At 64.8% G+C, this 22,835-nt stretch carries 20 protein-coding genes and 2 pseudogenes; 10 read left to right on the top strand and 12 right to left on the bottom strand.

What is annotated here, in order from left to right:
• Nucleotides 1-92 precede the first annotated feature (92 nt).
• Nucleotides 93-1,933: pseudogene (gene mutL / locus DCY11_RS04930) on the top strand (DNA mismatch repair endonuclease MutL).
• A 7-nt stretch (nucleotides 1,934-1,940) separates the two neighbouring features.
• Here the strand turns inward: mutL and DCY11_RS04925 are convergent.
• Genes DCY11_RS04925 through DCY11_RS04915 form a run of 3 tightly spaced genes read right to left on the bottom strand, consistent with a single transcriptional unit; the run spans nucleotide 1,941 to nucleotide 3,837 of the window.
• Complete coding sequence (locus tag DCY11_RS04925) at nucleotides 1,941-2,435, bottom strand: hypothetical protein (RefSeq protein ID WP_159079807.1); 495 nt, start codon at nucleotides 2,433-2,435, stop codon at nucleotides 1,941-1,943.
• Between the two features lie 11 nt (nucleotides 2,436-2,446).
• On the bottom strand, nucleotides 2,447-3,007 hold the full coding sequence (rsmD, locus tag DCY11_RS04920; protein ID WP_108681535.1) for a 16S rRNA (guanine(966)-N(2))-methyltransferase RsmD: 561 nt from the start codon (nucleotides 3,005-3,007) through the stop codon (nucleotides 2,447-2,449).
• Nucleotides 3,007-3,837: a pseudouridine synthase gene (locus DCY11_RS04915; RefSeq protein ID WP_108681532.1), complete on the bottom strand. Its 831-nt coding sequence runs from the start codon at nucleotides 3,835-3,837 to the stop codon at nucleotides 3,007-3,009. The genes rsmD and DCY11_RS04915 overlap by 1 nt, the downstream gene beginning before the upstream one ends.
• A 55-nt stretch (nucleotides 3,838-3,892) precedes the next feature.
• Between DCY11_RS04915 and DCY11_RS04910 the strand changes: the two genes are divergently transcribed.
• Complete coding sequence (locus DCY11_RS04910; protein ID WP_108683678.1) at nucleotides 3,893-4,324, top strand: nucleoside deaminase; 432 nt, start codon at nucleotides 3,893-3,895, stop codon at nucleotides 4,322-4,324.
• A 62-nt stretch (nucleotides 4,325-4,386) separates the two neighbouring features.
• Here DCY11_RS04910 and DCY11_RS04905 read toward each other — a convergent pair whose 3' ends face one another.
• Nucleotides 4,387-4,749 carry a hypothetical protein gene (locus tag DCY11_RS04905; RefSeq protein ID WP_108681531.1) on the bottom strand — a complete coding sequence of 121 codons (363 nt, stop codon included), beginning with the start codon at nucleotides 4,747-4,749 and terminating at the stop codon, nucleotides 4,387-4,389.
• Nucleotides 4,750-4,917: 168 nt separating this feature from the next.
• Nucleotides 4,918-6,192 (bottom strand): phosphoribosylamine--glycine ligase, encoded by a 1,275-nt coding sequence (gene purD / locus DCY11_RS04900; RefSeq protein ID WP_108681529.1) that lies wholly within the window; start codon nucleotides 6,190-6,192, stop codon nucleotides 4,918-4,920.
• 125 nt (nucleotides 6,193-6,317) lie between these two features.
• On the opposite strand from purD, the pseudogene xseA reads away from it, so the two are divergent.
• Both xseA and DCY11_RS04885 read left to right on the top strand, forming a co-directional pair.
• Nucleotides 6,318-7,776, top strand: a pseudogene (xseA, locus tag DCY11_RS04895) (exodeoxyribonuclease VII large subunit).
• A gap of 57 nt (nucleotides 7,777-7,833) precedes the next feature.
• Nucleotides 7,834-8,061 carry a DUF2093 domain-containing protein gene (locus tag DCY11_RS04885; protein WP_371515033.1) on the top strand — a complete coding sequence of 76 codons (228 nt, stop codon included), beginning with the start codon at nucleotides 7,834-7,836 and terminating at the stop codon, nucleotides 8,059-8,061.
• Between the two features lie 3 nt (nucleotides 8,062-8,064).
• On the opposite strand, the gene lpxK is transcribed toward DCY11_RS04885, so the two are convergent.
• The 6 genes from lpxK to ubiA all read right to left on the bottom strand — a co-directional run bounded on the left by lpxK (nucleotide 8,065) and on the right by ubiA (nucleotide 15,563).
• Nucleotides 8,065-9,123: a tetraacyldisaccharide 4'-kinase gene (gene lpxK, locus DCY11_RS04880; RefSeq protein ID WP_108681525.1), complete on the bottom strand. Its 1,059-nt coding sequence runs from the start codon at nucleotides 9,121-9,123 to the stop codon at nucleotides 8,065-8,067.
• The gene (locus tag DCY11_RS04875) at nucleotides 9,113-11,122 is read right to left on the bottom strand and encodes a glycosyltransferase N-terminal domain-containing protein (protein ID WP_108681523.1); all 2,010 of its coding nucleotides are present in this window, start codon (nucleotides 11,120-11,122) and stop codon (nucleotides 9,113-9,115) included. The genes lpxK and DCY11_RS04875 overlap by 11 nt, the downstream gene beginning before the upstream one ends.
• A gap of 12 nt (nucleotides 11,123-11,134) precedes the next feature.
• Nucleotides 11,135-12,967, bottom strand: a complete 1,833-nt coding sequence (locus tag DCY11_RS04870; protein ID WP_108681521.1) for an ABC transporter ATP-binding protein — start codon at nucleotides 12,965-12,967, stop codon at nucleotides 11,135-11,137.
• Between the two features lie 193 nt (nucleotides 12,968-13,160).
• Nucleotides 13,161-13,418: a DUF4170 domain-containing protein gene (locus DCY11_RS04865; protein WP_108681519.1), complete on the bottom strand. Its 258-nt coding sequence runs from the start codon at nucleotides 13,416-13,418 to the stop codon at nucleotides 13,161-13,163.
• A gap of 51 nt (nucleotides 13,419-13,469) precedes the next feature.
• Complete coding sequence (locus tag DCY11_RS04860) at nucleotides 13,470-14,306, bottom strand: 3'(2'),5'-bisphosphate nucleotidase CysQ (protein ID WP_083241355.1); 837 nt, start codon at nucleotides 14,304-14,306, stop codon at nucleotides 13,470-13,472.
• A 258-nt stretch (nucleotides 14,307-14,564) separates the two neighbouring features.
• Entirely contained in the window at nucleotides 14,565-15,563 is a 999-nt protein-coding gene (gene ubiA, locus DCY11_RS04855; protein WP_108681517.1) for a 4-hydroxybenzoate octaprenyltransferase, read from the bottom strand.
• 38 nt (nucleotides 15,564-15,601) lie between these two features.
• Here ubiA and DCY11_RS04850 point away from each other — a divergent pair, with 38 nt between their 5' ends.
• The 6 genes from DCY11_RS04850 (at nucleotide 15,602) to DCY11_RS04825 (ending at nucleotide 21,942) form a co-directional block, all read left to right on the top strand.
• Entirely contained in the window at nucleotides 15,602-16,333 is a 732-nt protein-coding gene (locus tag DCY11_RS04850) for a 16S rRNA (uracil(1498)-N(3))-methyltransferase (protein ID WP_108681515.1), read from the top strand.
• A gap of 143 nt (nucleotides 16,334-16,476) precedes the next feature.
• Complete coding sequence (gene cyoA, locus DCY11_RS04845; RefSeq protein WP_108681513.1) at nucleotides 16,477-17,397, top strand: ubiquinol oxidase subunit II; 921 nt, start codon at nucleotides 16,477-16,479, stop codon at nucleotides 17,395-17,397.
• A gap of 10 nt (nucleotides 17,398-17,407) precedes the next feature.
• Nucleotides 17,408-19,441 carry a cbb3-type cytochrome c oxidase subunit I gene (locus DCY11_RS04840; RefSeq protein WP_108683676.1) on the top strand — a complete coding sequence of 678 codons (2,034 nt, stop codon included), beginning with the start codon at nucleotides 17,408-17,410 and terminating at the stop codon, nucleotides 19,439-19,441.
• Nucleotides 19,438-20,037, top strand: coding sequence for a cytochrome o ubiquinol oxidase subunit III (gene cyoC / locus DCY11_RS04835; protein WP_108681511.1), 600 nt, complete (start codon nucleotides 19,438-19,440; stop codon nucleotides 20,035-20,037). The genes DCY11_RS04840 and cyoC overlap by 4 nt, the downstream gene beginning before the upstream one ends.
• Entirely contained in the window at nucleotides 20,037-20,357 is a 321-nt protein-coding gene (gene cyoD, locus DCY11_RS04830; RefSeq protein WP_108681509.1) for a cytochrome o ubiquinol oxidase subunit IV, read from the top strand. Before cyoC ends, cyoD begins: the two co-directional genes overlap by 1 nt.
• A 202-nt stretch (nucleotides 20,358-20,559) precedes the next feature.
• Nucleotides 20,560-21,942 (top strand): glutamate--cysteine ligase, encoded by a 1,383-nt coding sequence (locus DCY11_RS04825; protein WP_108681507.1) that lies wholly within the window; start codon nucleotides 20,560-20,562, stop codon nucleotides 21,940-21,942.
• On the opposite strand, the gene DCY11_RS04820 is transcribed toward DCY11_RS04825, so the two are convergent.
• On the bottom strand, nucleotides 21,939-22,793 hold the full coding sequence (locus DCY11_RS04820) for a DUF3108 domain-containing protein (RefSeq protein ID WP_159079806.1): 855 nt from the start codon (nucleotides 22,791-22,793) through the stop codon (nucleotides 21,939-21,941). The genes DCY11_RS04825 and DCY11_RS04820 overlap by 4 nt on opposite strands.
• Between the last annotated feature and the right edge of the window lie 42 nt (nucleotides 22,794-22,835).

Raw genomic sequence — 22,835 nt, 5'->3', positions numbered from 1 at the left:
CGGCTACAGAATCGGGTATGGTGAGACCCGCCCGGCACGGATGCGCAGCGCGTCAGGCCGGGGCAATCGGCTCAGGGCACGAGAGACAAGGCATGGCCATTCGTCAGCTGCCGCCGAATCTCATCAATCGCATTGCCGCGGGTGAGGTGGTCGAGCGGCCCGCAAGCGTCGTCAAGGAATTGGTGGAAAACGCGATCGACGCGGGAGCGTCGCGCATCGACGTGACCGTGAGCGGGGGCGGGCTTCAGCTCATCCGGGTGGCCGATGACGGCGCGGGCATGAGCGCGGGCGATCTGGATCTCGCCATCGAGCGCCATGCCACGTCCAAGCTCAAGGGCGAGGATCTCTCCCACATCCTGACGCTGGGCTTCCGCGGCGAAGCGCTGCCGTCCATCGGCGCCGTTGCCAGGCTCCGCATCACCAGCCGGGCCCGGGACTCAGGTGAGGCATTCAGCATCGAGGTCGACGGCGGCCGCAAGGCGCAGCTGAAGCCCGCAGCGCGTTCCGCCGGCACCGACGTCGAGGTACGCGATCTTTTCTATGCCACCCCCGCCCGCCTCAAATTCATGAAGACCGAGCGGGCCGAAACCACCGCTATCACCGATGCCGTGAAGCGCCTGGCGATGGCCCATCCGGAGGTGGCGTTTTCACTCTCCAACGGCGAGCGCACCACGCTGCGGCTGGACGCTAGTCCGCCCGGCCTTCTCGACCACGGCTTGGCCCGTCTCGGGCGCATAATGGGTGCCGAGTTCGTGGACGACGCTCTCCCGGTCTCCGCGACCCGCGGCACGGTCAGGGTCGAGGGATATGCGGGCCTGCCCACACTCCACCGTCCGAACGGGCTCAGCATCTATCTCGTGGTCAACGGGCGCCCGGTGCGCGACCGCCTGATCGCCGGCACGGTCCGGGCGGCCTACGGGGACCTCGTACCGCGCGGCCGCTATCCCATGGTGGCGCTGTTCGTGGATATGCCGCCCGAGGAGGTCGATGTGAACGTGCACCCGGCCAAGACGGAGCTGCGGTTTCGCGACGCCAACGGCATGCGGTCGCTGCTGATCGGCGCCGTGCGGGAGGCACTCGGTGAGGCCGGTCACCGTGCGACCGGCAGTCTGGCCCACGAGGCCTTGCAGCGCATGCGCCCGGTCGAATACGTCTCGCCCACGGAGGACACCGGACCGCGCGTCTATCAGAGCGGGCCGCAGGCCTATGCCGGGGCGCAAAGAGCCTGCTACCCGGCGCCCGGCCGGGCGGGCTTCAATGACCAGGCTCAGGCGCCGCTCGGAGGCGTCGCGGCGCCCTCGGCGGACATGCGCGGGCGACGGCGCTCGAGGGACCCACGGACGCATATCCGCTCGGCGCCGCGCGCGCCCAGATCCAGGACACCTTCATCATCGCGCAAACCGGCGATGCGCTCGTTATTGTCGATCAACACGCCGCCCATGAGCGGCTGGTCTATGAGCGCCTGAAAGCGGCGCTCGATAATGGCGGCGTGGCGCGGCAGATGCTGCTGATCCCCGACATTGTGGAACTGGCGCCCGAGGCCGTCGACAGTCTGCTCGGGGCCGCGGACGAATTGGAGCGGTTCGGTCTCGTCATCGAAAGCTTCGGCCCGCAAGCCCTTGCTGTCCGGGAAGTGCCGGCGCTGCTCGGCGCCTGCGATACGCGGACGCTCCTCACCGATCTCGCAGGTCTTCTCATGGAAGCCGAAGACGGGAGCGGCGCACAGGTCTTGCGCGACCGGCTCGATCACGTCCTCGCCACCATGGCCTGCCATGGCAGCGTGCGTGCGGGACGGCGCCTATCGCCCGAGGAGATGAACGCGCTGCTGCGGGACATGGAGAAGACGCCGTTCTCCGGCCAGTGCAATCACGGGCGCCCCACCTATGTGGAGCTGAAGCTCACCGACATCGAAAAGCTGTTCCAACGCCGCTAGGCGTCTCTCACAGCTCGACGCGATCCTTGCCGCGATGGCTCTCGACGCAGGACTTCAGGGCCTCCAGAGCTTCGCCCGTCTTTGGGCGCTGAAGCACAAACTCCTTCTCCGGGAGATTGACGCGGAACTCCTTGCCCTCGCTGATGGCGCGGGCCAGCGGGCTCCCGCTCTCGATTGGAATGAGGATGCCGTTGTCCGCCACGACGTCGGCCATCGCCGCGACCGAGTCGATCCCTTCCACGTGGACCAGCGTGGGTTTCTGCTCGCCCGGTTTCAGCTTGAGAGCCGGGTCGGCGACGATCATCCCGAGATCGTTGCTGAGGGTCATGACGAAGCCGACCGTCGTGTGCTCGGGATCGGGCATGAGAATTGTGCAATCGGTGAAGACGCCTTCGCCATTGAAATTGGCGCGTCCCTGCCAATCGCCGGTCTGGAACGTGTCCCCGCTCGGCGAGGCGGCGGCGAGAACCAACCCGAGACAGGTGAATGCCAATAGTCGCATCGTCTTCTCCTTCAACGCTCGTATCGAGCGATCGCGATCTCGGTGTCGCCGTAGCGGCGGCGGTCGATCTCAACCAGACTTTCCGGCCAGTTCGGCGGCTCTCCCGCCCGTTCTTCCAGCACGACCACGGCATTGGGCGCAAGCCAACCGCCCTCCAGGGCGCTCTGCAGCGAGGTTGGCCCCAATCCTTTGCCATAGGGCGGGTCGCAAAACACCAAGTCAAACGGGCTCATCGTGCCCACGGGGCCGAGCCGGGTGGCATCGCGCCGCCAGATCTTGCTCACGCCGGTGAGCCCGAGCGCTTCCACATTGCGGCGGATCGTACCGCGCGCGCCGGCGTCTTCCTCGATGAAGAGGCAGTAGCGGGCGCCGCGAGAGACCGCCTCCAGACCCAACGCGCCGGAGCCCGAGAATAGGTCGAGGACGCGCGTGCGCTCGAACGCGATCTCCGGCGCGCCATGGGTGAGGACGTTGAACAGCGCCTCGCGGACCCGGTCCGACGTTGGGCGCGTGTTCAGGCCTTTGGGCGCATCGAGCGACTTGCCCTTGAAGCGTCCGGCGACGATGCGCATCAGCTCTTCACACCGAGTTCTCGGGCGAGTGTGGGGCCGAGTTGGTCGGCGATCACCTTGCGTTTGACCTCGTCCACCGTCCCGGTCGGCAGATCGCCCAAGGAGAAGGGGCCGAAGGAGGTGCGGATCAGCCGGGTCACGGTGAGGCCCAGATGCGCGGCGATGCGCTTCACTTCGCGGTTCTTGCCTTCGCGCAGCCCGATGAGCAGCCAGACATTGCTGCCTTGGGTCCGTTCGATCTTGGCCTCGATGGGCCCGTAACGGATGCCGTCGATGGTGACGCCGCCCTTGAGGGCATCGAGCGCGCCCTGGCTGACCTGGCCGTGCGCTCGCACGCGATAACGCCGGACCCAGCCCGTGCTCGGAAGCTCTAAGTGGCGCGCCAAGGCGCCGTCAGTCGTCAGCAGCAGCAGGCCCTCGGTGTTGATGTCGAGGCGTCCGATGGAGACCACGCGCGGCAGCGTGTCGGGCAGGTTGGCGAAAACAGTGGGCCGGCCCTCCGGATCCTTGTGGCTTGTCACGAGGCCCTTCGGCTTGTTGTAGCGCCACAGACGGGGCGCGTGCAGGGAGGGGAGGGGCTCCCCGTCCACCAGGATCGTGTCCTCCGCGCTCACCACATGAGCGGGGGTCGTCAGGACCGTGCCGTTGACGCTGACGCGGCCGGCCTCGATCCATTTCTCCGCGTCGCGGCGGGAGCACAGCCCGGCATGGGCGATCGCCTTGGCGATGCGCATCGGCTCCAACTCGCGCTTGGGCGGCGCGGGGCGCGTGCGGCTGCGTTTCCGCGGCGCTTGACCGCCGGTCGCCCGTTCGTTCACCTTTGCTTTCATGACGGCGAAGCTTGCAGAAGATGGCGCTTCCGGCAAGCGCTCCAAATCGACCCCGATGGATCTCGCGCTGGACGAAGCGCGCGCGGCAGCAGGCCGTGGCGAGGTGCCGGTCGGCGCGGTCGTTGTCGATGGGAACGGGTCGGTGCTGGCGAAGGCCGGCAATCGCACGCTGGAGCTGCGCGATCCCACGGCTCATGCCGAAATTTTGGCGCTGCGGGCTGCAGCCGCGGCGCTTGGCAGCGAGCGGCTGATCGACTGCGATCTCTACGTGACGCTCGAGCCCTGCGCCATGTGCGCGGGCGCGATTTCGTTCGCCCGCATCCGGCGTCTTTATTTCGGGGCAAGCGATCCCAAGGGCGGCGCCGTGGAGCACGGCCCACGCTTCTTCAGCCAGTCCACCTGCCATCATGCCCCCGAAATCTATGGGGGCATCGGCGAGACGGCGTCGTCGTCGTTGCTACGGGATTTCTTCGCCGCGCGGCGCTGAGCGTTCCGGAACGAACGCGTAAGACACGAGTGACGATGGGGGGGGGCGGCGAGCGCTAACGGCTAGCGATAGGGACGCGGGAGCGGGGCGTTCTGATTATGCGGCCAATAACGCATGGGATACTGGTTCCGCTGGATCGCCTCGTTCTCGACATTGCCCCAGCTATAGGGCACGAAGCCGATATAGGACGACCAGCCCTTACGGCCCGGACCCTGGGCGTAATACGGGTAGACGGGCGTGCGGTCGCGTTTGAAGATTCTCTTGACCTGATGAACGTCGACGCCGGGTGCTTCGGGCCCTGTGATCACGCCGCCCATCGCATTGGCGGGGGCGGACCACGTCAGCAGCCAGAGATAGAAAAGGATCGCAACGACGCCCACAACGCCGGAAACGGTCTTCTTGGAAATGGGCATATCGAATGTCATCGCGCGATTCTCAGATGCTGGCTGTGCGTTAGCTTGTCTTGGAGATAGTGACGCCATCGTGAAAACACAACATTTTCCGGTGACAAAAACGGGGCGAAACGGTGCCCGACGGTTTTCCTATGGCGTTAGGGTGAATTTCTCCCTAATGCGCCGCCGACGGACGAAGTCTCAGACGCCGCGCTTCAGAGCCCGCCAGCCGATATCGCGACGGCAGAAGCCGCCGGGCCAGTCGATCGCATCCACCGCCTTATAGGCGCGGGTCTGCGCCTGGGCGATGTCCTCCCCGAGCGCCGTCACGCCGAGCACGCGGCCGCCGCTGGCGAGAAGCCGGGGCCCGTCGCGCGTCGTGCCTGCGTGAAAGATTGCGGTGCGCGGATCGGCGCCGGCCCGCTCGAGCCCCTTGATCTCGGTGCCTTTGTCGTATGCGCCCGGATAGCCCTTCGCCGCCATCACCACGCAGAGCGCCGCGTCGGCCTCCCAGTCCAGGGTCACACCTGCGAGCTTTCCTTGCGCCGTCGCCAGCAGCACGGGCAGGAGGTCCGACTTCAGCCGCATCATCAGCGGCTGTGCCTCCGGGTCGCCGAAGCGCACATTGTATTCGATGAGTTTCGGCGCCCCGTCCTCGATCATCAGCCCCGCATAGAGCACGCCCTTGAACGGCGTCCCGCGCGCCTTCATGGCCGCGACCGTTGGCAGGATGATTTCGTCCATGGTCCGGGCGCATAGCGCCTCGGTCATGATGGGGGCGGGGGAGTAGGCGCCCATGCCGCCCGTGTTGGGACCCTGGTCGCCGTCGTGGACGCGCTTGTGATCCTGGGCCGTTGCCAGCGGCAGGGCAGTCTCGCCATCGACGAGCGCGAAGAAGCTCGCCTCTTCGCCGCCCAGAAACTCTTCGACGACGACTTCCGCGCCGGCCGCGCCGAAAGCCCCCTCGAAACAGGCGTCGATGGCGGCATCGGCCTCGTCCCGGCTTTCGGCGATAACGACGCCTTTGCCGGCGGCAAGACCATCGGCCTTGATCACGATCGGCAGTTTCTGCTCAGCCAGATAGGTCTTGGCGGCGGCGGCGTCCGTGAAGCGTCCGTAGGCGGCGGTGGGGATGCCGAACTCGGTGCAGAGGTCCTTGGTGAAACCTTTCGAGCCCTCCAAAGCCGATGCCGCCTTGGACGGGCCGAATACGGGGATGCCTTGCGCCTCCAGATCGTCCGCGAGGCCAGCAACCAGCGGCGCCTCGGGGCCGATGACCACGAGCCCGATCTGCTTCTCCGCGCAGAATTTGGCGACCGCGCCATGATCGCCCACATCGAGCTCGACCAGTTCGGCGGTCTCGGCGATGCCTGCATTTCCGGGCGCGCAGTAGAGCGTGTCGAGGAGAGGGCTCTGCGCCAGTTTCCAGGCCAGCGCATGCTCGCGCCCGCCGCCGCCGATGAGAAGTACGTTCACGACTGTCGTTGCCCCGCTTGTTCCGCCAACCCTGCGCCTGTATGCCCTAATGGTAAGGTCATGCCGCTTGAAGGAAGTCGCGCTCTTAGCACGACAACGGCAGTTTAGAAGAAGAGACGCCCTGAATGGCACCCCGCAATCCACAGCCTGAGTCGACCAACGTCACCGAATACTCGGTGTCGGAGCTGGCTTTTGCGCTGAAGCGCACCGTCGAGGACGCCTACGGCCTCGTGCGCCTGCGCGGCGAGGTCTCGGGCTATCGCGGGCCGCATGCCTCCGGCCATTGCTATTTCCGGCTGAAGGACGAGAACGCGGCCATCGAGGCGGTGGTCTGGCGCGGCACATTCTCGCGGCTGAAATTCAAACCTGAGGAAGGTCTGGAGATCGTCGCCAAGGGCAAGATCACCACCTATCCCGGCGGGTCGAAATATCAGATCGTGATCGAGGACCTGGAGCCGGCGGGCGCCGGCGCGCTCATGGCGCTGCTGGAGCAGCGCAAGAAGCAGCTTGCCGCCGAGGGCCTGTTCGACGAGGAACGCAAACAGGAGCTGCCCTTTCTGCCGGACGTCATCGGCGTGGTGACCTCGCCTACGGGCGCCGTCATCCGCGACATTCTTCATCGCCTCGGCGACCGCTTCCCGTCCCATGTCATCGTGTGGCCCGTGCGGGTGCAAGGCGACACGTGCGCGGCGGATGTCGCCGCGGCCATCGCCGGCTTCAACGCAGGCGCCGCCACGGAAGGTATTGTCCCGGACCTCATCATCGTGGCGCGGGGCGGCGGCAGCCTGGAAGATCTTTGGGGCTTCAACGAGGAGATCGTCGTGCGGGCCGCGGCCGCGAGCGCCATTCCGCTGATCTCCGCCGTCGGCCACGAGACGGACTGGACCTTGATCGACCTCGTGGCCGACTACCGGGCGCCGACTCCAACCGCGGCGGCCGAGCGCGCCGTCCCGGTTCGCTCCGAACTTCTGAGCGCCGTGCAGACCTACGGCGTGCGCATGGCCGGCACGATGCGCCGGGCGGTGGAGCATTGGCGCAGCCGTGTCACGGCCTCAGCCCGAGGCCTGCCCGCAGGGAAGCCATTCTGGGCCTGCCGCGCCAGCGGCTCGATACGGCGAGTGGTCGGCTTCTCCAGTCCTTGCGGGCGAACACCCAGAGCCATCGGGCCGTTCTGGCGCGTACGGCGGCTGCTTTGCGGCCGGGCTAGTAGCCCGCCGCGCCGCCACGGCACGCGACTTGCTCAAGCGCCTCGATCGGGACCGTGCCCGGGCCATCACCGCTCGTGTCGAGAAGGCGCGCCAGCGGCTCGATGCGCAGGCGAAGCTCTTGGGTACGCTCGGCTATCACAACGTCCTTGCGCGCGGATTTGCGCTCATCCGAGACGCGGAGGGCGCGATGGTGCGCAGCGCCGGCGCCGTCCATGCGGGCGAGGCGCTCGACATTCAGTTCTCGGATGGCCATATCGGTGCCCAGGTGTTGGGCGACACACCAGCCGAGCCTGCGGCGCCGAAACCGAAGCCAGCTGGGACGGCGAGGAAAAAAGCCAAATCGAACCCTGACGGTTCTCAGGGAAGCCTGCTCTAGCGCTGGCACGTGCCCCGCGCTGACGCTAAGGTGCCCGAAACGAGGAAGACCACGACCGTGATGAATCGCTTCGAACGCAATTTCGGCTTCAAGGGTGAGGCCAAGCTCCGCTATCTCGATGGAGAGGTGCAGGTGGTCACGCCGGGCGAGTTTGTCCGCTGCGCCGTGACAGGCACGACCATTCCGCTCGACGAGCTGCGCTATTGGAGCGTCGCGTTGCAGGAGCCGTATGTGGATGCCGCCGCCTCGCTCAAGCGGGTCCGCGAGACATCTGAGAAATCCTAGCTGCTACTTTTTTGAAGACGCCTTCTCGAGCGTCTCTTCGAGCAACGCCTTCACGGCATCCTCGTCGTCGAAGTTGACGATGATCGGAAACGGCCGCGAGCGCTTTTTGAGCTCGGCGACAGCGCTCTCTTCCTCATCGTCGTCGTCCTCGGTGAGGCGCGCCCAGTCCTTCTCGGTCGTCACCAGCATCGCCTTCTTGGCTTCCGCCTCGTTCAACAAGCGCCGGGCTTCCTTCTCGGTGAAGCGGTGATGATCGCCGAAGCCGTAACTTGCAACGAGGCGCGCCCCGTTCGACTTCAGCGTTGCGAAGAATTTCGACGGCCGCGCGATGCCGGCGAAGCCGACCGCAGGCAGCACCGTGAGCCAGCGCGGGTCGCAATTGGGTGTGATCTTCGCCCGCAAGGCAGGCTTGCCGGCCGCCTCGAACCGCTTGATGAGCGCATCGCCTTTCTTGCCCTCGCCGATGACAAGCAGCGCATCGGCACGCGGCATCTGGGCGGCCAACGGTGCCCGCAACGGGCCGGACGGAATGACCTTGCCGTTGCCGAGCCCCGAGACTGCATCGACCACGATCAGCGACAAATCCTTCGCGAGCCCAGGATTTTGAAACCCGTCATCCATGACGATGACGTCGGCGCCCGTTTGTTCGATGGCCTTCGCGCCGGCCGCCCGGTCCGCGGAAACGAACGTGGGCGCGGTCTCCGCCAGCAGCAGGGCTTCGTCACCGACCTCGCTCGCATCGTGTCCGGCGACCTGGACCACATCCTTGGCGCTGCCGCCATAGCCACGCGTTAGAAAGGCGGGCGTCTTGCCCATGGATTTGAGGAGCCCCGCCAGAGCAATGGCCGTCGGGGTCTTGCCGCCGCCGCCGGACGTGAAGTTCCCAATGCAGATTACGGGGAGCCGAGACCGGTATTCCGGGTCCTGCGCCAGGCGCGAGGCCGTGCCGCGGCCGTAGAGTGCGGCGACGGGCGAGAGCAGGGCGGGCATGACTTTGGCGAGCGCGACTTTCGCGAAGCTCGCGCGCTTGCCATACCACCAGGACGGTGTCTCAAGAGGCATGTTGCAGCGGCACCTTCTCCGGGAAGTAGGCCTCGATCGCTTCCAGCGTCTTCGGCATCGCGCCCGTCATCGCGGCGACGCAGGCCTCGGCCTTGGCGTGGACTTCCTTGCGGGCCACCTCGTTCTGAAGCAGGTCGAGCACCGCATCGGCGAGGCTGCCGGCATCCTCGACCTCCCGCGCGCCGCCTGCCTTCAGGAGGTCAGCATACATTTCGCGGAAATTATGTACGTGCGGGCCGGCCAGGACGGCGGCGCCGAGCTTGATCGCCTCCACCGGGTTCTGGCCCCCGTGCTTAACCAGGGAACCACCGATAAACGCGACCGGCGTGAGCGCGTAGAACAGGCCGAGCTCGCCGATCGTGTCCGCCACATAGACGTCCGTGTTGGCGTCGATGCCGCCGCCTTGAGACCGCATCGAGACCTTCAGGCCGCGGGCACGCAGCGTCTCCGCGATTGCCGTACCGCGCTCGGGATGGCGCGGGACGATGACGGTGGCGATATCCGGCAACACCTCTTTGATCTTGGCGTGGGCCGCCCCGACGATCTCGTCCTCGCCGGGATGGGTGCTGGCCGCCAGCCAGACCGGCCGTCCCCAGAATGCGGCCGACAGGTCCGCTTTCGCGGCAGGATCGACGGGCGGCGGGGGCGCATCCGCCTTCAGATTGCCGGCAGCATAGGATTTGGGCGCGCCGAGTTGCGCGATCTGTTCGGCGAGCCGCTCGTTCTGCGCCAGGACAAGGTCGAAGGCGGAGAAGATCGGTCGGCTCATGCCTGGGCGACGTCGCCACCTCTTGTAGGAGGGGCCGGACATGCGGGCGTTGATCAGCAGCAGTGGCACGCCCGTCGCCTTCGTTTCCAGCACGAGGTTCGGCCACACCTCCGATTCCACCAGAACGGCGAGATCGGGACGCCAGTGGTCCAGAAAGCGCTTGAGGTAGCTGGTTCGGTCCAGCGGAACGTATTGATGGATCGCGCCTTCGGGCAGGCGCGTGCGGGCGTGACGTGCCGACGTTACCGTGGCCGTCGTCAGCAGGATGCGGATGTCCGGCCGGGCCTTCGCGATGTGCTCGATGAGTGGAAGCGCGGCGTTGGTTTCGCCCACCGACGCGGCATGAAACCAAACGAGGAAGCCCGAGGGCCGGGGGAGGGTCGCGATCCCGTAGCGTTCGGGACGCCGGTCGCGCTCTTCCTTGCCTTTACGCGTCCGCCACGCCAGCAGCAACGGGGCGACAGGCGCCGCAAGCTGGGTCGCTAGCCGGTAGGTCTTGAGGGCGGCGCCCGGTTTCAAGGCTTCTTCCTTGCTCAGAGGATCAGTCGCACCCACCAAGGCGTAGGCGCGCGCCATCGTCTCGGCGAGTGCGCTCTCGATCGCTTTCCGTCCTGCCTCGATCACTTCCGGATCCTCGGTGTCGGGGATACGAACGGGCTCGCCGACCACATAGGCCATTTTGGAAAAAGGCAGGTTGATCGTGAAGGCGCTCCAGGTGGAGAGCTTTATGGAGCGGCTTGTGGCAATGGCGTGCGGCACGACGGGGCGTCCCGACTTCGCGGCGATCGTGGCAATGCCGACCCCCGCGCGCCGTGCGGGACCCGGTGGCACGTCCGCCGTCATGCAGACGGATGCGCCCGATTCGAGCGACCTCAGCGTTTCCCGCATGGCCGAGGCGCCGCCGCGATTGCGCTTTCGTTTTCCGGCGCCCGCGCCGCGGATAAGCTCCATGCCGAAGCGGCGCAGCACATCGCCGATCAGCTCGGCGTCGCCATGGCGCGACACCATGGCCTTCACCTCCGCCTCGCGCTCCGGTTTCATGATCGGCAGCATCATGAACTGGCCGTGCCAGATCGAGAGGATTTGCGGGTGTTGGGCAAACAGCTTGGCGTCGGTGTCTTCCGGTTCGCGCACCAGGGTGCTGGTGGCGTAGACAAAGCGGATGTAGCTGGAGGCAAGCTTGCTCAGGAAGGCCGTGCCTTGCTCCGATGCGAGGAAACGCTTCACCATCCCGCTGCGCCGCTATTCGCCTGGAACGGCGACGGCGGGCTCGTCGCCGGCGGAGGCCTGCTCCAAAGCGCCGGCAATGCCGAACTGCGTACGGTGCAGCCGCGTATAAAGCCCTCCGCGCGAGACGAGTTCGTCATGGCGCCCGGTCTCGACGATACGGCCCTTGTCGAGCACGCAGATGAGATCGGCTTTTTTCACCGTGGACAGGCGATGGGCGATCATCAGCACGGAGCGTCCCTGCATGAGTTTCTCGAGCGCCGCTTGAACCTTGGCTTCGGACTCGGAGTCGAGCGAGCTTGTCGGCTCGTCCAGCATGAGGATCGGCGCGTCCTTATAGATGGCGCGGGCGATGGCGATACGTTGCCGTTCGCCGCCGGACAGAAGTGTGCCTGCCTCGCCGACGCGGGTGTCGTAGCCGCGCGGCAAGCCCACGATGAAGTCGTGTGCCGCGGCCGCCTTGGCCGCCGCGATGACTTCCTCTTCGACCAGGGGCTTGGCGCCATAGGCAATGTTGGCGCGGATCGTGTCGTCGAACAGAACCGGGTCTTGGGTGACGAGGCCAATGGCATCGCGCAGCGACGAGACCGTGACGTCCTTGATGTCCTGGCCGTCGATGAGGACCGCGCCTTCCTGCGGATCGAAGAAGCGCAGCGACAGATTGACGAGCGTGCTCTTGCCTGAGCCCGAGGGACCAACCAGCGCGACGGTCTTGCCCGGCGGGACGGTCAGCGTCACGCCCTCCAGCACGACGTTTTCCGGATCGTAGTAGAATCCGACATCGCGGAATGCGACTTCGCCGGCGGTCAGATCGAGCGGCTTGGCGTTCTCCGCCTCGACGAGCTTGCTCTCGCGGTCGACGATACCGAACACGCGGCTCGCCGCGGCGACGCCTTCCTGCAACTGCGTTTGCAGGGTCGCCAGGCTCTTGAGCGGCCCGTAGATCAGCAGAGCCGCCGTGGTGAAGCCCATGAAGTAGCCGAGGGTCGCCTCGCCGCGTATGCCGTGAATGCCGGCGACATAGACGGCGGCGGCAAAGCCGAGCCCGACGATAAGCTCCATAGCGGGGCTCGACAGAGCCCGCGCGCGCATGCCGCGCATGGTGAACTCCAACGCCCGGTTGATGGCGGCCGAGGCCCGTGCCTCTTCCTGGGCTTCCTGCTTGTAGGCGCGCACGACACGCATGCCCTGGAGCGTCTGGGTCACCAATGCGGACAGATCGCCGGTTTCCTGGAGCGACTTGGTGGTCGACTTGCGCATCTTTCGCCGCTGCCGCGACAGCATGAACCAAGCGAAGGGCATGAAGATCATCACCAGCATCGACAGGCGCGGGGCCATGTAGAACATCGATCCGATCAGGATCACGACCTTGAAGGCGTTCTCGAACAGCGTGACGATCGTGCGGCTGGCCGTGGCGCGGATGAGCGTCGCGTCGTTGAGGAAGCCGGAGAGAATGCGGCCCGAATGGACCGTCTGGATCCAGCCGAGGTCGGCCTCGGCCAGCTTGTTGAACATCTGCAGGCGCAGGTCCGCGATGAAGCGATGGCCCAGATAGCCGACGGTCACGTTGGCCACATATTCCGAGATGGCCTTGACCACGGTGATGACGACGATGGCGATGGTGATGTAGATCACCACGTCGGCGTTCTTGTTGACGAAGATGTCGTCGGCCGTACGCTGGATCACGAACGGGATGGCGCCGGTCGTCGCCGCGGTCAGCAGCATCGCGATGGCGCCGCAGGCGAGCAGCGCCTTGTGGGGCCGGAGATGCTCCCGCCAGATGCGTTTGACGATCTGGCCCGTTGTGTAGCGCTCGCCCGTGAGTTCGTCGCCACCGCGAGCAGCCACGCGGGCATCTATGAAGACGTTGTCTTTCAAGGGTTATCCCGGTTCCTGTGAGGCACGGCGGGTACGCACCGCCTCCTGGTTCCCCTGTCTAGCACGAGAGCCGTCGGGAGAGCCATGGGCCCTTTACGGCGAAAAGCCCTTCGACACCAGCGCTCAAAGTACGCGGAGGCGGGGAGGGCGTGCCGCTTGCAGGCTAGGCCGTCTCCGGATCAAGCAGCCGGTGAAGATGAACGATAAAGTAGCGCATATGGGCGTCGTCCACGGACCGTTGCGCGGCGTCCTTCCAAGCATCGTAGGCGCTGGCATAGTTGGGATAGATGCCGACGATATCCAGCTTGCTCAGGTCGTCGAATTTGACCTTGTCCAGCTCGGTCAGCGTCCCGCCGAAGACGAGATGCAGCAACTGCTTGCCGTTCTCCGCCGTTTCCGATGCGCCCTTGTCTGCAGCCATGCGAAATCCCCCTAGCTCGGTTGTTCGCCGGGCAATGTGCCGAATTGTGATCTAAAGGTCTACGCGGCTTGTGCGTTCGATCAGCGCAGGGTGGAGGGCAAGGCCGCTGGCGACGAGGCTGGGAAATTTGGGAATCTCGCTGTTGTAGGCATGTGGCGCGCCCCGATGATCGGTAATCACGCCCCCGGCCTCATCCACGATCACGGCCGCCGCCGCCAAGTCCCATTCGGCCTTGGGCGTGAGGGAGATCGTGGCATCGCCGCGCCCGCAGGCAACCAGCGCCAGACGGTAGGCGACGGAATTGACCCATTGAGCCGTCACGTTGGGCCAGGGATCTTCCCAGATCTTCTTCTTGAAGAGACCCCCGCTCGCGATCATCCGGGCCCCTTCCAGGGTGGCCTGGTCGGTCGTGTGGATCGGTTCGCCGTTCAGGAACGCGCCCGCGCCGCGAATGGCGTGGAAGAACTCGTCCTTCTCGGGATTGTAAACGACGCCAATCACCGGAACCCCGTCCTCGACCAGGGCCGCCGAGACGGTCCATTCGGGAATCTCGCGCAAGAAGGCGCCGGTTCCGTCGATGGGATCGATCATCCAGACCCGCGAGTACTTGAGGCGCGAGCGGTCGTCGGGGCTCTCCTCGGAAAGCCAGCCGTAATCCTTGCGGCGTGTGGTGAGGTCGAGCTTCAGCGCGGCGTCGACGGCGAGGTCGGCCTCGCTCACCTGAGAGCCGTCCGCCTTGGTGAAGGCCTTGGGCGACTCCTTGAAGTAGCTCGACGCCAGGGCCCCGGCTTCCCGCACGGCGCGACCGAGGATATCGAAATCCTGCTCGCGGCTAGGCGACGATCCGTGCGCCTTTTCGTGGGTCTTGTTGTGCGTAATCGCGGTCATCGGGGGATAGAAACACTCTCTCAACCATGCTCGAAGCTACCGGTCGTTAATGACGTCCATTAAGCGTCCGGGAAGTCTTCCGTGGCACCATCTACGCAATCAAGGCTACCTCAAGGCAGCCAATAAGGAAGCTAACAGCAAGGCGTCACACGGGCCTCGGATGCGATACGCACCGGGGCCCGCTTGCGTTGCGGGAACTTTATGTGAGTCGCCCGTGCATTTCCCGGGCCATTCGTCCATTCCCGTCACATCGTCCCTCTAGAGGGAAGATGCAACCGTCATATCGGCCAGAATTGCGAAAAAAACAATCAAACCAAAGTCTCGGTTGGACTTGAAACGGGCAAGGCAGTTGTCGGCGTCGTCGATGTCGAGAGTCGCGACCTGCCACAAGAGTTGCCCGCATGCGAAAGCTAGTCCGGTGTAGAACAGCGGGCCGCCGCCGGCCAGCCATCCCGCGAGCCCCATCGCCGCGATCGTCACCGCGTAGAACCCGCTCAGCCAATATCTGGTGTCGGCGCCGAACCGGAGCGCGGTGGATTTCATGCCGATCAGCGCGTCGTCCTCACGGTCCTGATGCGCATAGATGGTGTCGTAGCCGACGGTCCAGGCGACCGCTCCCACGTAAAGCACCACCGGCGCCCAATCGAGACGCCCCGTGACCGCGGCCCAGCCCATCAGGGCGCCCCAGTTGAACGCGAGCCCGAGCACGGCCTGGGGCCAATGGCTGATCCGCTTCATGAACGGGTAGAGCGCCACGATGGGGATCACGGCGAAGCCCAGCCAGACCGAGAAGCTATTCAGGCTGAGAAGCACGCCGAGGCCCACGAGGCACTGGGCCAGCATGAAAGCGACAGCGCTTCTGAGCGAGACCTGTCCGCTCGGCAGGGGCCGCGACCGGGTGCGGGCGACCTTTGCGTCGATGTCGCGGTCGACAATGTCATTATACGTACAGCCTGCGCCACGCATCACGATGGCGCCTACGGCGAACAGCAAGAGCAGGACAGGATCGGGGTAGGCCGCGCCCGTGTGGATGCCGGCCAGGCCCACCGACCAGAAGCAGGGCAGCGCCAACAGATAAAAGCCGATCGGACGGTCCGCCCGGGCTAGCCGCAGATACGGCAACGCCCAGGGCGGGGCATAGCGGTCCGCCCAGTTCTTGGCTCGGGCGTCGGCCACGGGTGCGTCGGCCGCGGGGGCATCGGTCACGGGTGCTTGGGCCGGAGCGCCGGCTTTGCCTTCATTCTCCGGACGTGTCATGTGTCCTGCCGTTTCGCTTCTGCTGCCGCGGGTTGTCCATGCCCTCTAAACTGCCACGGCTGTTCGTCAAGTCTCCGCTTCAAGCGAGCGCCGAAATAACGCTGGATCGGGACCAGACGCATTACTTAGCGCATGTGCTCCGGATTAAGCCGGACTCCTACGTCCTCGTGTTCAATGGAACGGACGGCGAGTGGTGCGCCCGTGCCGGCGCTGCCGGCAAGAAGTCGATGACACTTGTCGCCGAGCACCAATCGCGGCCTCAGGAAGAGGGTCCCGATCTCCACTATCTCTTCGCGCCCATCAAGCGTGCCCGCGTCGACTACATGGCGCAGAAGGCGACCGAGATGGGCGCCAGCGTTTTGCGGCCGGTCATCACGCGGCGCACGATCGCCGAGCGGGTCAAGGTCGAACGGCTCGAGGCCAATGCGGTAGAGGCGGCGGAGCAATGTGGCATCCTGCGCGTGCCTGAAGTGCACGCACCGCAGAAGCTCGAAGAAATTCTGAAAGCCTGGGACCCGGAGCGGCGCCTCGTCTTCGCCGACGAGACGGCGGCCATCGCGTCGCCGCTCGAGGCGCTGGCATCGGATGCATCTCGTCCGCACGCGGTCTTGATCGGGCCCGAGGGCGGATTCGATCCTGAGGAACGCGATCTCCTCCTCAAGAAAGACTTCGTGCTGCCGATCTCGCTGGGCCCGCGAGTCATGCGCGCGGACACGGCTGCGGTCGCCTGTCTGACGCTCGTCAACGCCGTCTGCGGCGATTGGCGCTAGGCTGTTTGCAATTCGATAAAACTCTGTGACTCGATTGTCACAGGTTGTGCACCAAGCGTGGTCTATCCTCGCAATAGTGGCCGCAAGTCATTACGATCTTGCGCAGCCTTGCCGTATCGCCTGAGAATCGAAGCAGCGAAGGAATGATCGTCAGACACGCACGCTCACTTCGATGGACCACCCGTGCAACGGCCGCGATCGCCATCGTGGGGCTGACGGTGCTGTGCGCGGGCTGCGGTGTGGCCGACGGGCCGACGCTCGACCCCAAAGGGCCCATCGCGCTGACCGAGCGCGGTCTCCTTTTCAAAGCAACCGCCATCATGATGATCGTGATCGTTCCGGTCTTCATCATGGCGGCGTGGTTCACGGTGCGCTATCGCGGAACAAACCGGAAAGCACGGTACACGCCCAACTTCGATTTCTATTGGCCTGCCGAGATCATTGTTTGGAGCATTCCGGCCGCGATCGTCGTCTGGCTGGCCTTCCATCTTTGGGAGTACACGTACAAGCTCGATCCCTACACGGAGATCGATCCGAGCGTGAAGCCGCTTCAGGTGCAGGCCATCGCCCAGGACTGGAAGTGGCTGTTCGTTTATCCCGAGCAGGACATCGCCGTGGTGAACGAGCTGGCCATGCCGGTTGGTACGCCCGTTAGCCTCACGATCACCTCCGACACCGTCATGAACTCGCTCGTGATCCCGAAGCTTGGTGGACAGATCTATGCGATGGCCGGCATGCAGACGCGGCTCAACCTGCTCGCCGACGAGAAGGGCACGTTCTGGGGCCGCAATGTCCAATACAGCGGCACCGGGTTCGCCGATCAGCAGTTCCAGACCCACGCGCAGTCGAAAGAGGATTTCGATGCCTGGGTGGAGAAGGTGAAGCAAGAGGGCAAATCTCTCGACGCGGCCACGTACGATGCGCTGGCGAAGCCCAGCGAGAAGGTGCCGGTGACCTACTATTCGGGCGTGGAGCCGGGACTGTTCGACAAGATCATCGCCAAATGGTCCCATGGCGACATGGACCGCATGCCGCATCACTCGCAAGCCGAAACGACGGAATAGATCAGTGGATATCTTCGGACGACTGACAATCGATTCCCTGCCGTTCTACAGCGCCGTCGCCGCGTCCGGCGCCGCGGTGACCGTACTCGGCGGACTCGCGGTCGCCGGGGCCATTACCTATTTCGGCGCTTGGCGCATGGTGATGACCCAGTGGGTGTCGAGCGTCGATCACAAGAAGATCGGCATCATGTACATCATGCTCGCGCTCGTCATGCTCCTGCGCGGCTTCGTCGACGCGGCGATGATGAGAAGTCAGCAGGCCGTCGCCTACAACAGCGACGGCTATCTGCCGCCGGACCATTTCGATCAGATATTCTCGTCGCACGGCACGATCATGATTTTCTTCATGGCCATGCCGTTCCTGTCGGGGCTGGCCAATCTCATCGTGCCACAGCAGATCGGGTCGCGGGACGTAGCGTTCCCCTTCATGAACTCCGTTAGCCTGTGGCTCACCACGGCCGGCGCGGGCCTCATGCTGATCTCGCTGGTCGTCGGCAAGTTCTCCACCGCGGGTTGGACGGGCTATCCACCGTATTCGGGGGTTGAATACACGCCGGGCGTCGGCGTCGATTACTGGCTTTGGATGGTGTTCGTCGCGGGCTTCGGCACCACGATGACGGGCATCAATTTCTTGGTGACGATCATCAAAAACCGCGCGCCCGGCATGACGATGTTCCGCCTGCCGCTCTTTACGTGGACCATGCTCATCACGTCGGTCCTAATCATCTTTGCGTTCCCCGCGCTCACCGTGGCCTGCGCCATGCTGATTCTCGACCGGAACTTCGGGTTCCACTTCTTCACGAACGCCATGGGCGGGAACATGATGAACTACATCAACCTGTTTTGGTTGTGGGGTCATCCGGAGGTCTACATCCTCATCCTTCCCGCCTTCGGCGTGTTCTCCGAGGTGGTCTCGACCTTCAGCCAGAAGCGCCTGTTCGGCTACATCTCGCTCGTGCTCGCCACCTGCGCCATCGGCCTCCTGTCCTTCACGGTGTGGCTGCATCACTTCTTCACCATGGGATCGAGCGCCAAGGTCAACTCGTTCTTCGGAACGATGACCACGATCATCTCGGTGCCCACGGGCGTGAAGGTGTTCGACTGGCTGCTGACCATGTATCGCGGCCGCATCATCTTCAAACCGCCGATGCTTTTCACCATCGGGTTTCTGGTGACCTTCGTCATCGGCGGCCTGTCGGGCGTGCTGCTGGCGCTGCCGCCGATCGACTACATGATGCACAACACGACGTTCCTGGTCGCGCACTTCCACAACATGATCATTCCGGGCGTGCTGTTCGGCTATCTCGCCGGCTACATGTACTGGTTCCCCAAAGCCTTCGGCTTCAAGCTCAACGAGAAATGGGGCACGCGCGCCTTCTGGTGCTGGATCATCGGCTTCTATGTCGCCTTCATGCCGCTCTACGTGCTCGGCATGCTCGGCATGCCCCGCCGCATGGAGCACTACGACATCGCGGCTTGGCAGCCCCATCTCATCGTGGCTTGGGTCGGCGCCTTCATCATCATGCTCGGTATGATCTGTCTCGGCGTGCAACTCGTCGTCAGCATTCGTGAGCGCAACCAGGCGCTCGATCTCACCGGCGATCCCTGGAACGGCCGTTCCCTCGAATGGGCCACGTCGTCCCCGGCGGCGCCCTACAATTTCGCGGTCGTACCCAAGGTGGAGAGCCGGGACGCCTGGTGGGACATGAAACAGCGCGGCGTCGCCTATGAGCGCCCGGCCGAATACGAAGACATCGTCATGCCGAAGAACACCTATGCCGGCGTCGTGATCGGCGTCGCGGGCGGCGTGTTCGGCTTCGCCGCGATCTGGTGGATGTGGTGGCTGGCGCTTCTGGCGCTCGTCGTGATCGCCGGCACAATCATCTACCGCGCCTCCGACGACGACGATGAGTTCATCATGACGGCCAGCGAGGTGAAGGCTATCGAAGACGAGCGCTTCGCCCAGCTCGCCAAAGCCCCGAAGAACGAAATGGCGGACGAGCCCGGCTTTGCCGGCAACGCCGCGCCGGAGCCCGCCGAATGAGTAGTGTCGCCAGCATGACGATCAGCCCGCGTGACGCGGAGCGCTACGAGGAGAAGGATTTCGGCTTCTGGCTCTATCTGATGAGCGACGCCGTCATCTTCGCCTGCCTCTTTGCCACCTATCTCGTCATGGTCGGCAATGCGGCCGGCGGGCCGACGCCCAAGGACGTATTCGAACTCGATAGAGCCGCGGCCGAGACGGCGCTACTGCTCTTGAGCAGTACGACGTTCGGCGTGGCAGCCGTCGCGCTCTCGGCCGGCGACCGGGGCAAGGTGCTGCTCTGGCTCGCCATCACCTTCCTCTTGGGCGCGGGCTTCATCTTTCTGGAGATCGGCGAGTTCACCGGCATGATCGCGCAAGGGGCGGGACCGGACCGCAGCGGTTTCCTGTCGGCCTTCTTCACGCTCGTCGGCACCCATGGCTTCCACGTCAGTGTGGGCCTCGTGTGGATCGTTGTGATGTTCGCTCAGGTGTTCTTCAAAGGCCTCACGGCGCCGGTCGCCTCGCGCTTCATGCGGCTCGGCCTGTTCTGGCACTTCCTCGACATTATCTGGGTCGTGATCTTCTCCGTCGTCTATTTGCCGGGGGTGCTGTGATGGAGATCAAGTCGGGGCTTCAGATCGAGCGTACCATCAAGCCCTATCTGATCGGGCTCGCGTTGGCCGTGATCCTGACGGTCATAGCCTTCGGTCTTGCGGCGACGGGCGTGCTCCCACGCGAGACCACGCTGATCATCATTGCGGCGCTCGCCGTGGTGCAGATCCTGGTGCATTTGTCATTCTTCCTGCACATCGATTTGAAGACGACCCCGCGCGAGAATCTCGTAGCGCTGGCTTTCGCGCTCGTCCTGATCTTCATCATGGTGGGCGGCAGCCTCTGGATCATGTTCGATCTGTACCATCGCATGATGGTCTGAGCCCGCATTGGGCGGTTTGACCCTCCGGCGCAGCGCCGATCAACGCTTTGTTATGGCATGCAACTGTCTCTTGCCGCGCCGGTCGCTCCGTACGATATACTGGCCCGCAATAGAGTGATTTGTTCGCGCCCCCCGGGGCGCGCCGGTGCGCATCGCCCATCGGCTTTCTTATTCCAAACGACCCAAGCGGAGTTCTCCTCACATGTCGACACGCGTGGACGGGCCCGAGAGCCTCATCATCGAGTCGCGCGATGAACTCGTCGGGTATTTGGAGTCGGGGTGTAAGCCGCAGTCCGAATGGCGCATCGGCACCGAGCACGAGAAGTTCGTCTTCAATGTTACGGACAATTCGCCGGTCCCCTATGAAGGCCCCCGCGGCATCGGCGCGCTCTTGGAAGCCCACCACAACTGTTTCGGCTGGGACGCGGTCCGGGAGAACGGCAAGATCATCGCGCTGTCGTGCTCGGATTGCCCCATCGGCGGATCGATTAGCCTCGAGCCCGGCGGACAGCTGGAACTGTCCGGCGCACCGTTGAAGACGATCCACGATACCGAAGCCGAACTCCGCCAGCATCTGAGCCAAGTCGGTTCCGTCGCGCATCAGCTGGGTATCGGCTTTCTCGGGCTCGGTTTCTCGCCCAAGTGGACGCTGGGCGAGATTCCCGTGATGCCGAAGGACCGTTACCGCATCATGATGCAGTACATGCCCAAGCGCGGGAGCCATGGTCTCGACATGATGTTCCGCACGGCGACCGTGCAGGTGAACATGGACTTCAGCGACGAAGCGGACATGGTGCGCAAGCTGCGGGTCGGCCTTGCCCTCCAGCCCATCGCGACCGCGCTGTTCGCGAGTTCGCCCTTTACGGAAGGGAAGCTGAATGGCTTTCAGTCCTATCGCGCGCAGATGTGGCAAGACACCGATCCCGATAGAACTGGTGGGCTCCCCTTCGCCTTCGACGACGGCATGGGCTTCGAGCGCTACGTGGACTACGCGCTCGATGTACCGATGTATTTCGTCTATCGCGACGGGCGCTATGTCGATGTCGCCGGTGCCTCGTTCCGCGATTTTCTGAGCGGCAAGTTGGAAGCGCTGCCGGGACTGCGTCCCACCATCGACGATTGGGCCGATCACCTCACGACGCTCTTCCCGGAGGTGCGTCTCAAGAAGTTTCTCGAGATGCGCGGTGCCGATGCCGGACCGTTCGGTCTCCTCCTGGGGCTGCCGGCCCTGTGGGCGGGGCTGCTCTACGACACGACCGCGCTGGACGGCGCCGCCTCGCTGATCGCGAGCTGGACGCAGGAGGAGCGCAACGAGATGCGCCTCGCCGTGCCGCGCACAGGATTGGCCACGCCATTCCGGGGCCGCACCTTGCGGGAGCTTGCCCGCGAGGTTCTGGCGCTGGCGGAGGGCGGCCTTCTGCGGCGGGCCCAACGCAACGACAAGGGCCAGGACGAGACGCACATGCTCCGCCCCCTTATGGAGATCGTCGAGACCGGCCGGACGGAGTCGGACCGCCTCATCGCCGCCTATGAAGGGCCTTGGAAGGGCAATATCGACAGGCTGTTCGAGAGCGAGGCGCTCTAGCGCGCGCTGGCACGGCGCGCGGCGGGCTCGGTCTTCAGCCCGGTGAGCTTCACCATGCCGTCTCCCCACGACGTGGGCACAACGACCTTATAGGGCACAAACATCTCCGTTCCCGGGACCGGCACCAGCCAGGCCTCGATGCCCTCGGTTTCCTGCAGGAAGCTCACAGCCGAACTCTCGGGACGGTGGCCGCCGATCGGCTGGTAGCGGACCGCGCACACCGCCGCGGCCGGAATGTCTCCGGCAGCCTTCGGCCCGAGCTGTTCGGTGCGCTTCGGTGTGAGAGCCAGTTCAAAGAGCTGCTTGCCGTCGAACACCCGCAGGGTCTGATTGCAGACCGCGAGGTCCCCGGGAGGCACGCTGGCGTGAACGGATAGGAATGCGGCCGTCAGCGGATCGAGCACGTTGCGAAGCTGCTCGTCCGAAAGAGGCACGGCCTTCTTGTCGCGCCGCTTCTTCGGCGTTCGTGTCACAGCGGGACGAGCTGTTCCATTGAAGTCGATCTGCAGCGCCTGCTTCTTGTTGCTGTCGGCGTAGGAGAAGTCGAACTGTTGCGGCGCGGGCGTCGCATCGAGGAGCTTGCCGTTGCTCTGTGCCTTTCCCTTGGCTCTGTAGAGAAGCCCCGCGAGGATCGAGAACTCGCCTCTTGCCTTGAGGGTGTAATCCTTGCGGCCGACGTTCGCCGTCAGATCGAACGTGCCGAGATCGATCGACGCCACGCCGACCCGGTACGAAGCCTGGATCTCGTTGTCACTGGGTGCGGCCTCCGCGAACGCGGTGCTTGCCCCGGCAAGGCAAAGGAACGCGATGCCGAGCAAGCTCGTCCAGAAGCGCAAAGGTCCAATCCGCATGCCGACCGCTCCAAAACCTTTCCTCAAGGCCGATTCCTTGAG

This window comes from Methyloceanibacter sp. wino2 (assembly GCF_003071365.1).
Classification (GTDB): Bacteria; Pseudomonadota; Alphaproteobacteria; order Rhizobiales; family Methyloligellaceae; genus Methyloceanibacter.
Note: the sequence above shows the minus strand (reverse complement) of the source record. Positions and strands in the feature narration are given on the sequence as shown.

Excerpts from the sequence above, each read along its gene's own strand:
- DCY11_RS04925 (WP_159079807.1), bottom strand. The coding sequence starts at position 2,435 with ATGCGACTATTGGCATTCACCTGTCTCGGGTTGGTTCTCGCCGCCGCC.
- rsmD (WP_108681535.1), bottom strand. The coding sequence starts at position 3,007 with ATGCGCATCGTCGCCGGACGCTTCAAGGGCAAGTCGCTCGATGCGCCC.
- DCY11_RS04915 (WP_108681532.1), bottom strand. The coding sequence starts at position 3,837 with ATGAAAGCAAAGGTGAACGAACGGGCGACCGGCGGTCAAGCGCCGCGG.
- DCY11_RS04910 (WP_108683678.1), top strand. The coding sequence starts at position 3,893 with ATGGATCTCGCGCTGGACGAAGCGCGCGCGGCAGCAGGCCGTGGCGAG.
- DCY11_RS04905 (WP_108681531.1), bottom strand. The coding sequence starts at position 4,749 with ATGACATTCGATATGCCCATTTCCAAGAAGACCGTTTCCGGCGTTGTG.
- lpxK (WP_108681525.1), bottom strand. The coding sequence starts at position 9,123 with ATGCCTCTTGAGACACCGTCCTGGTGGTATGGCAAGCGCGCGAGCTTC.
- DCY11_RS04875 (WP_108681523.1), bottom strand. The coding sequence starts at position 11,122 with ATGGTGAAGCGTTTCCTCGCATCGGAGCAAGGCACGGCCTTCCTGAGC.
- DCY11_RS04865 (WP_108681519.1), bottom strand. The coding sequence starts at position 13,418 with ATGGCTGCAGACAAGGGCGCATCGGAAACGGCGGAGAACGGCAAGCAG.
- DCY11_RS04860 (WP_083241355.1), bottom strand. The coding sequence starts at position 14,306 with ATGACCGCGATTACGCACAACAAGACCCACGAAAAGGCGCACGGATCG.
- ubiA (WP_108681517.1), bottom strand. The coding sequence starts at position 15,563 with ATGACACGTCCGGAGAATGAAGGCAAAGCCGGCGCTCCGGCCCAAGCA.
- DCY11_RS04850 (WP_108681515.1), top strand. The coding sequence starts at position 15,602 with ATGCCCTCTAAACTGCCACGGCTGTTCGTCAAGTCTCCGCTTCAAGCG.
- cyoA (WP_108681513.1), top strand. The coding sequence starts at position 16,477 with ATGATCGTCAGACACGCACGCTCACTTCGATGGACCACCCGTGCAACG.
- cyoC (WP_108681511.1), top strand. The coding sequence starts at position 19,438 with ATGAGTAGTGTCGCCAGCATGACGATCAGCCCGCGTGACGCGGAGCGC.
- cyoD (WP_108681509.1), top strand. The coding sequence starts at position 20,037 with ATGGAGATCAAGTCGGGGCTTCAGATCGAGCGTACCATCAAGCCCTAT.
- DCY11_RS04825 (WP_108681507.1), top strand. The coding sequence starts at position 20,560 with ATGTCGACACGCGTGGACGGGCCCGAGAGCCTCATCATCGAGTCGCGC.
- DCY11_RS04820 (WP_159079806.1), bottom strand. The coding sequence starts at position 22,793 with ATGCGGATTGGACCTTTGCGCTTCTGGACGAGCTTGCTCGGCATCGCG.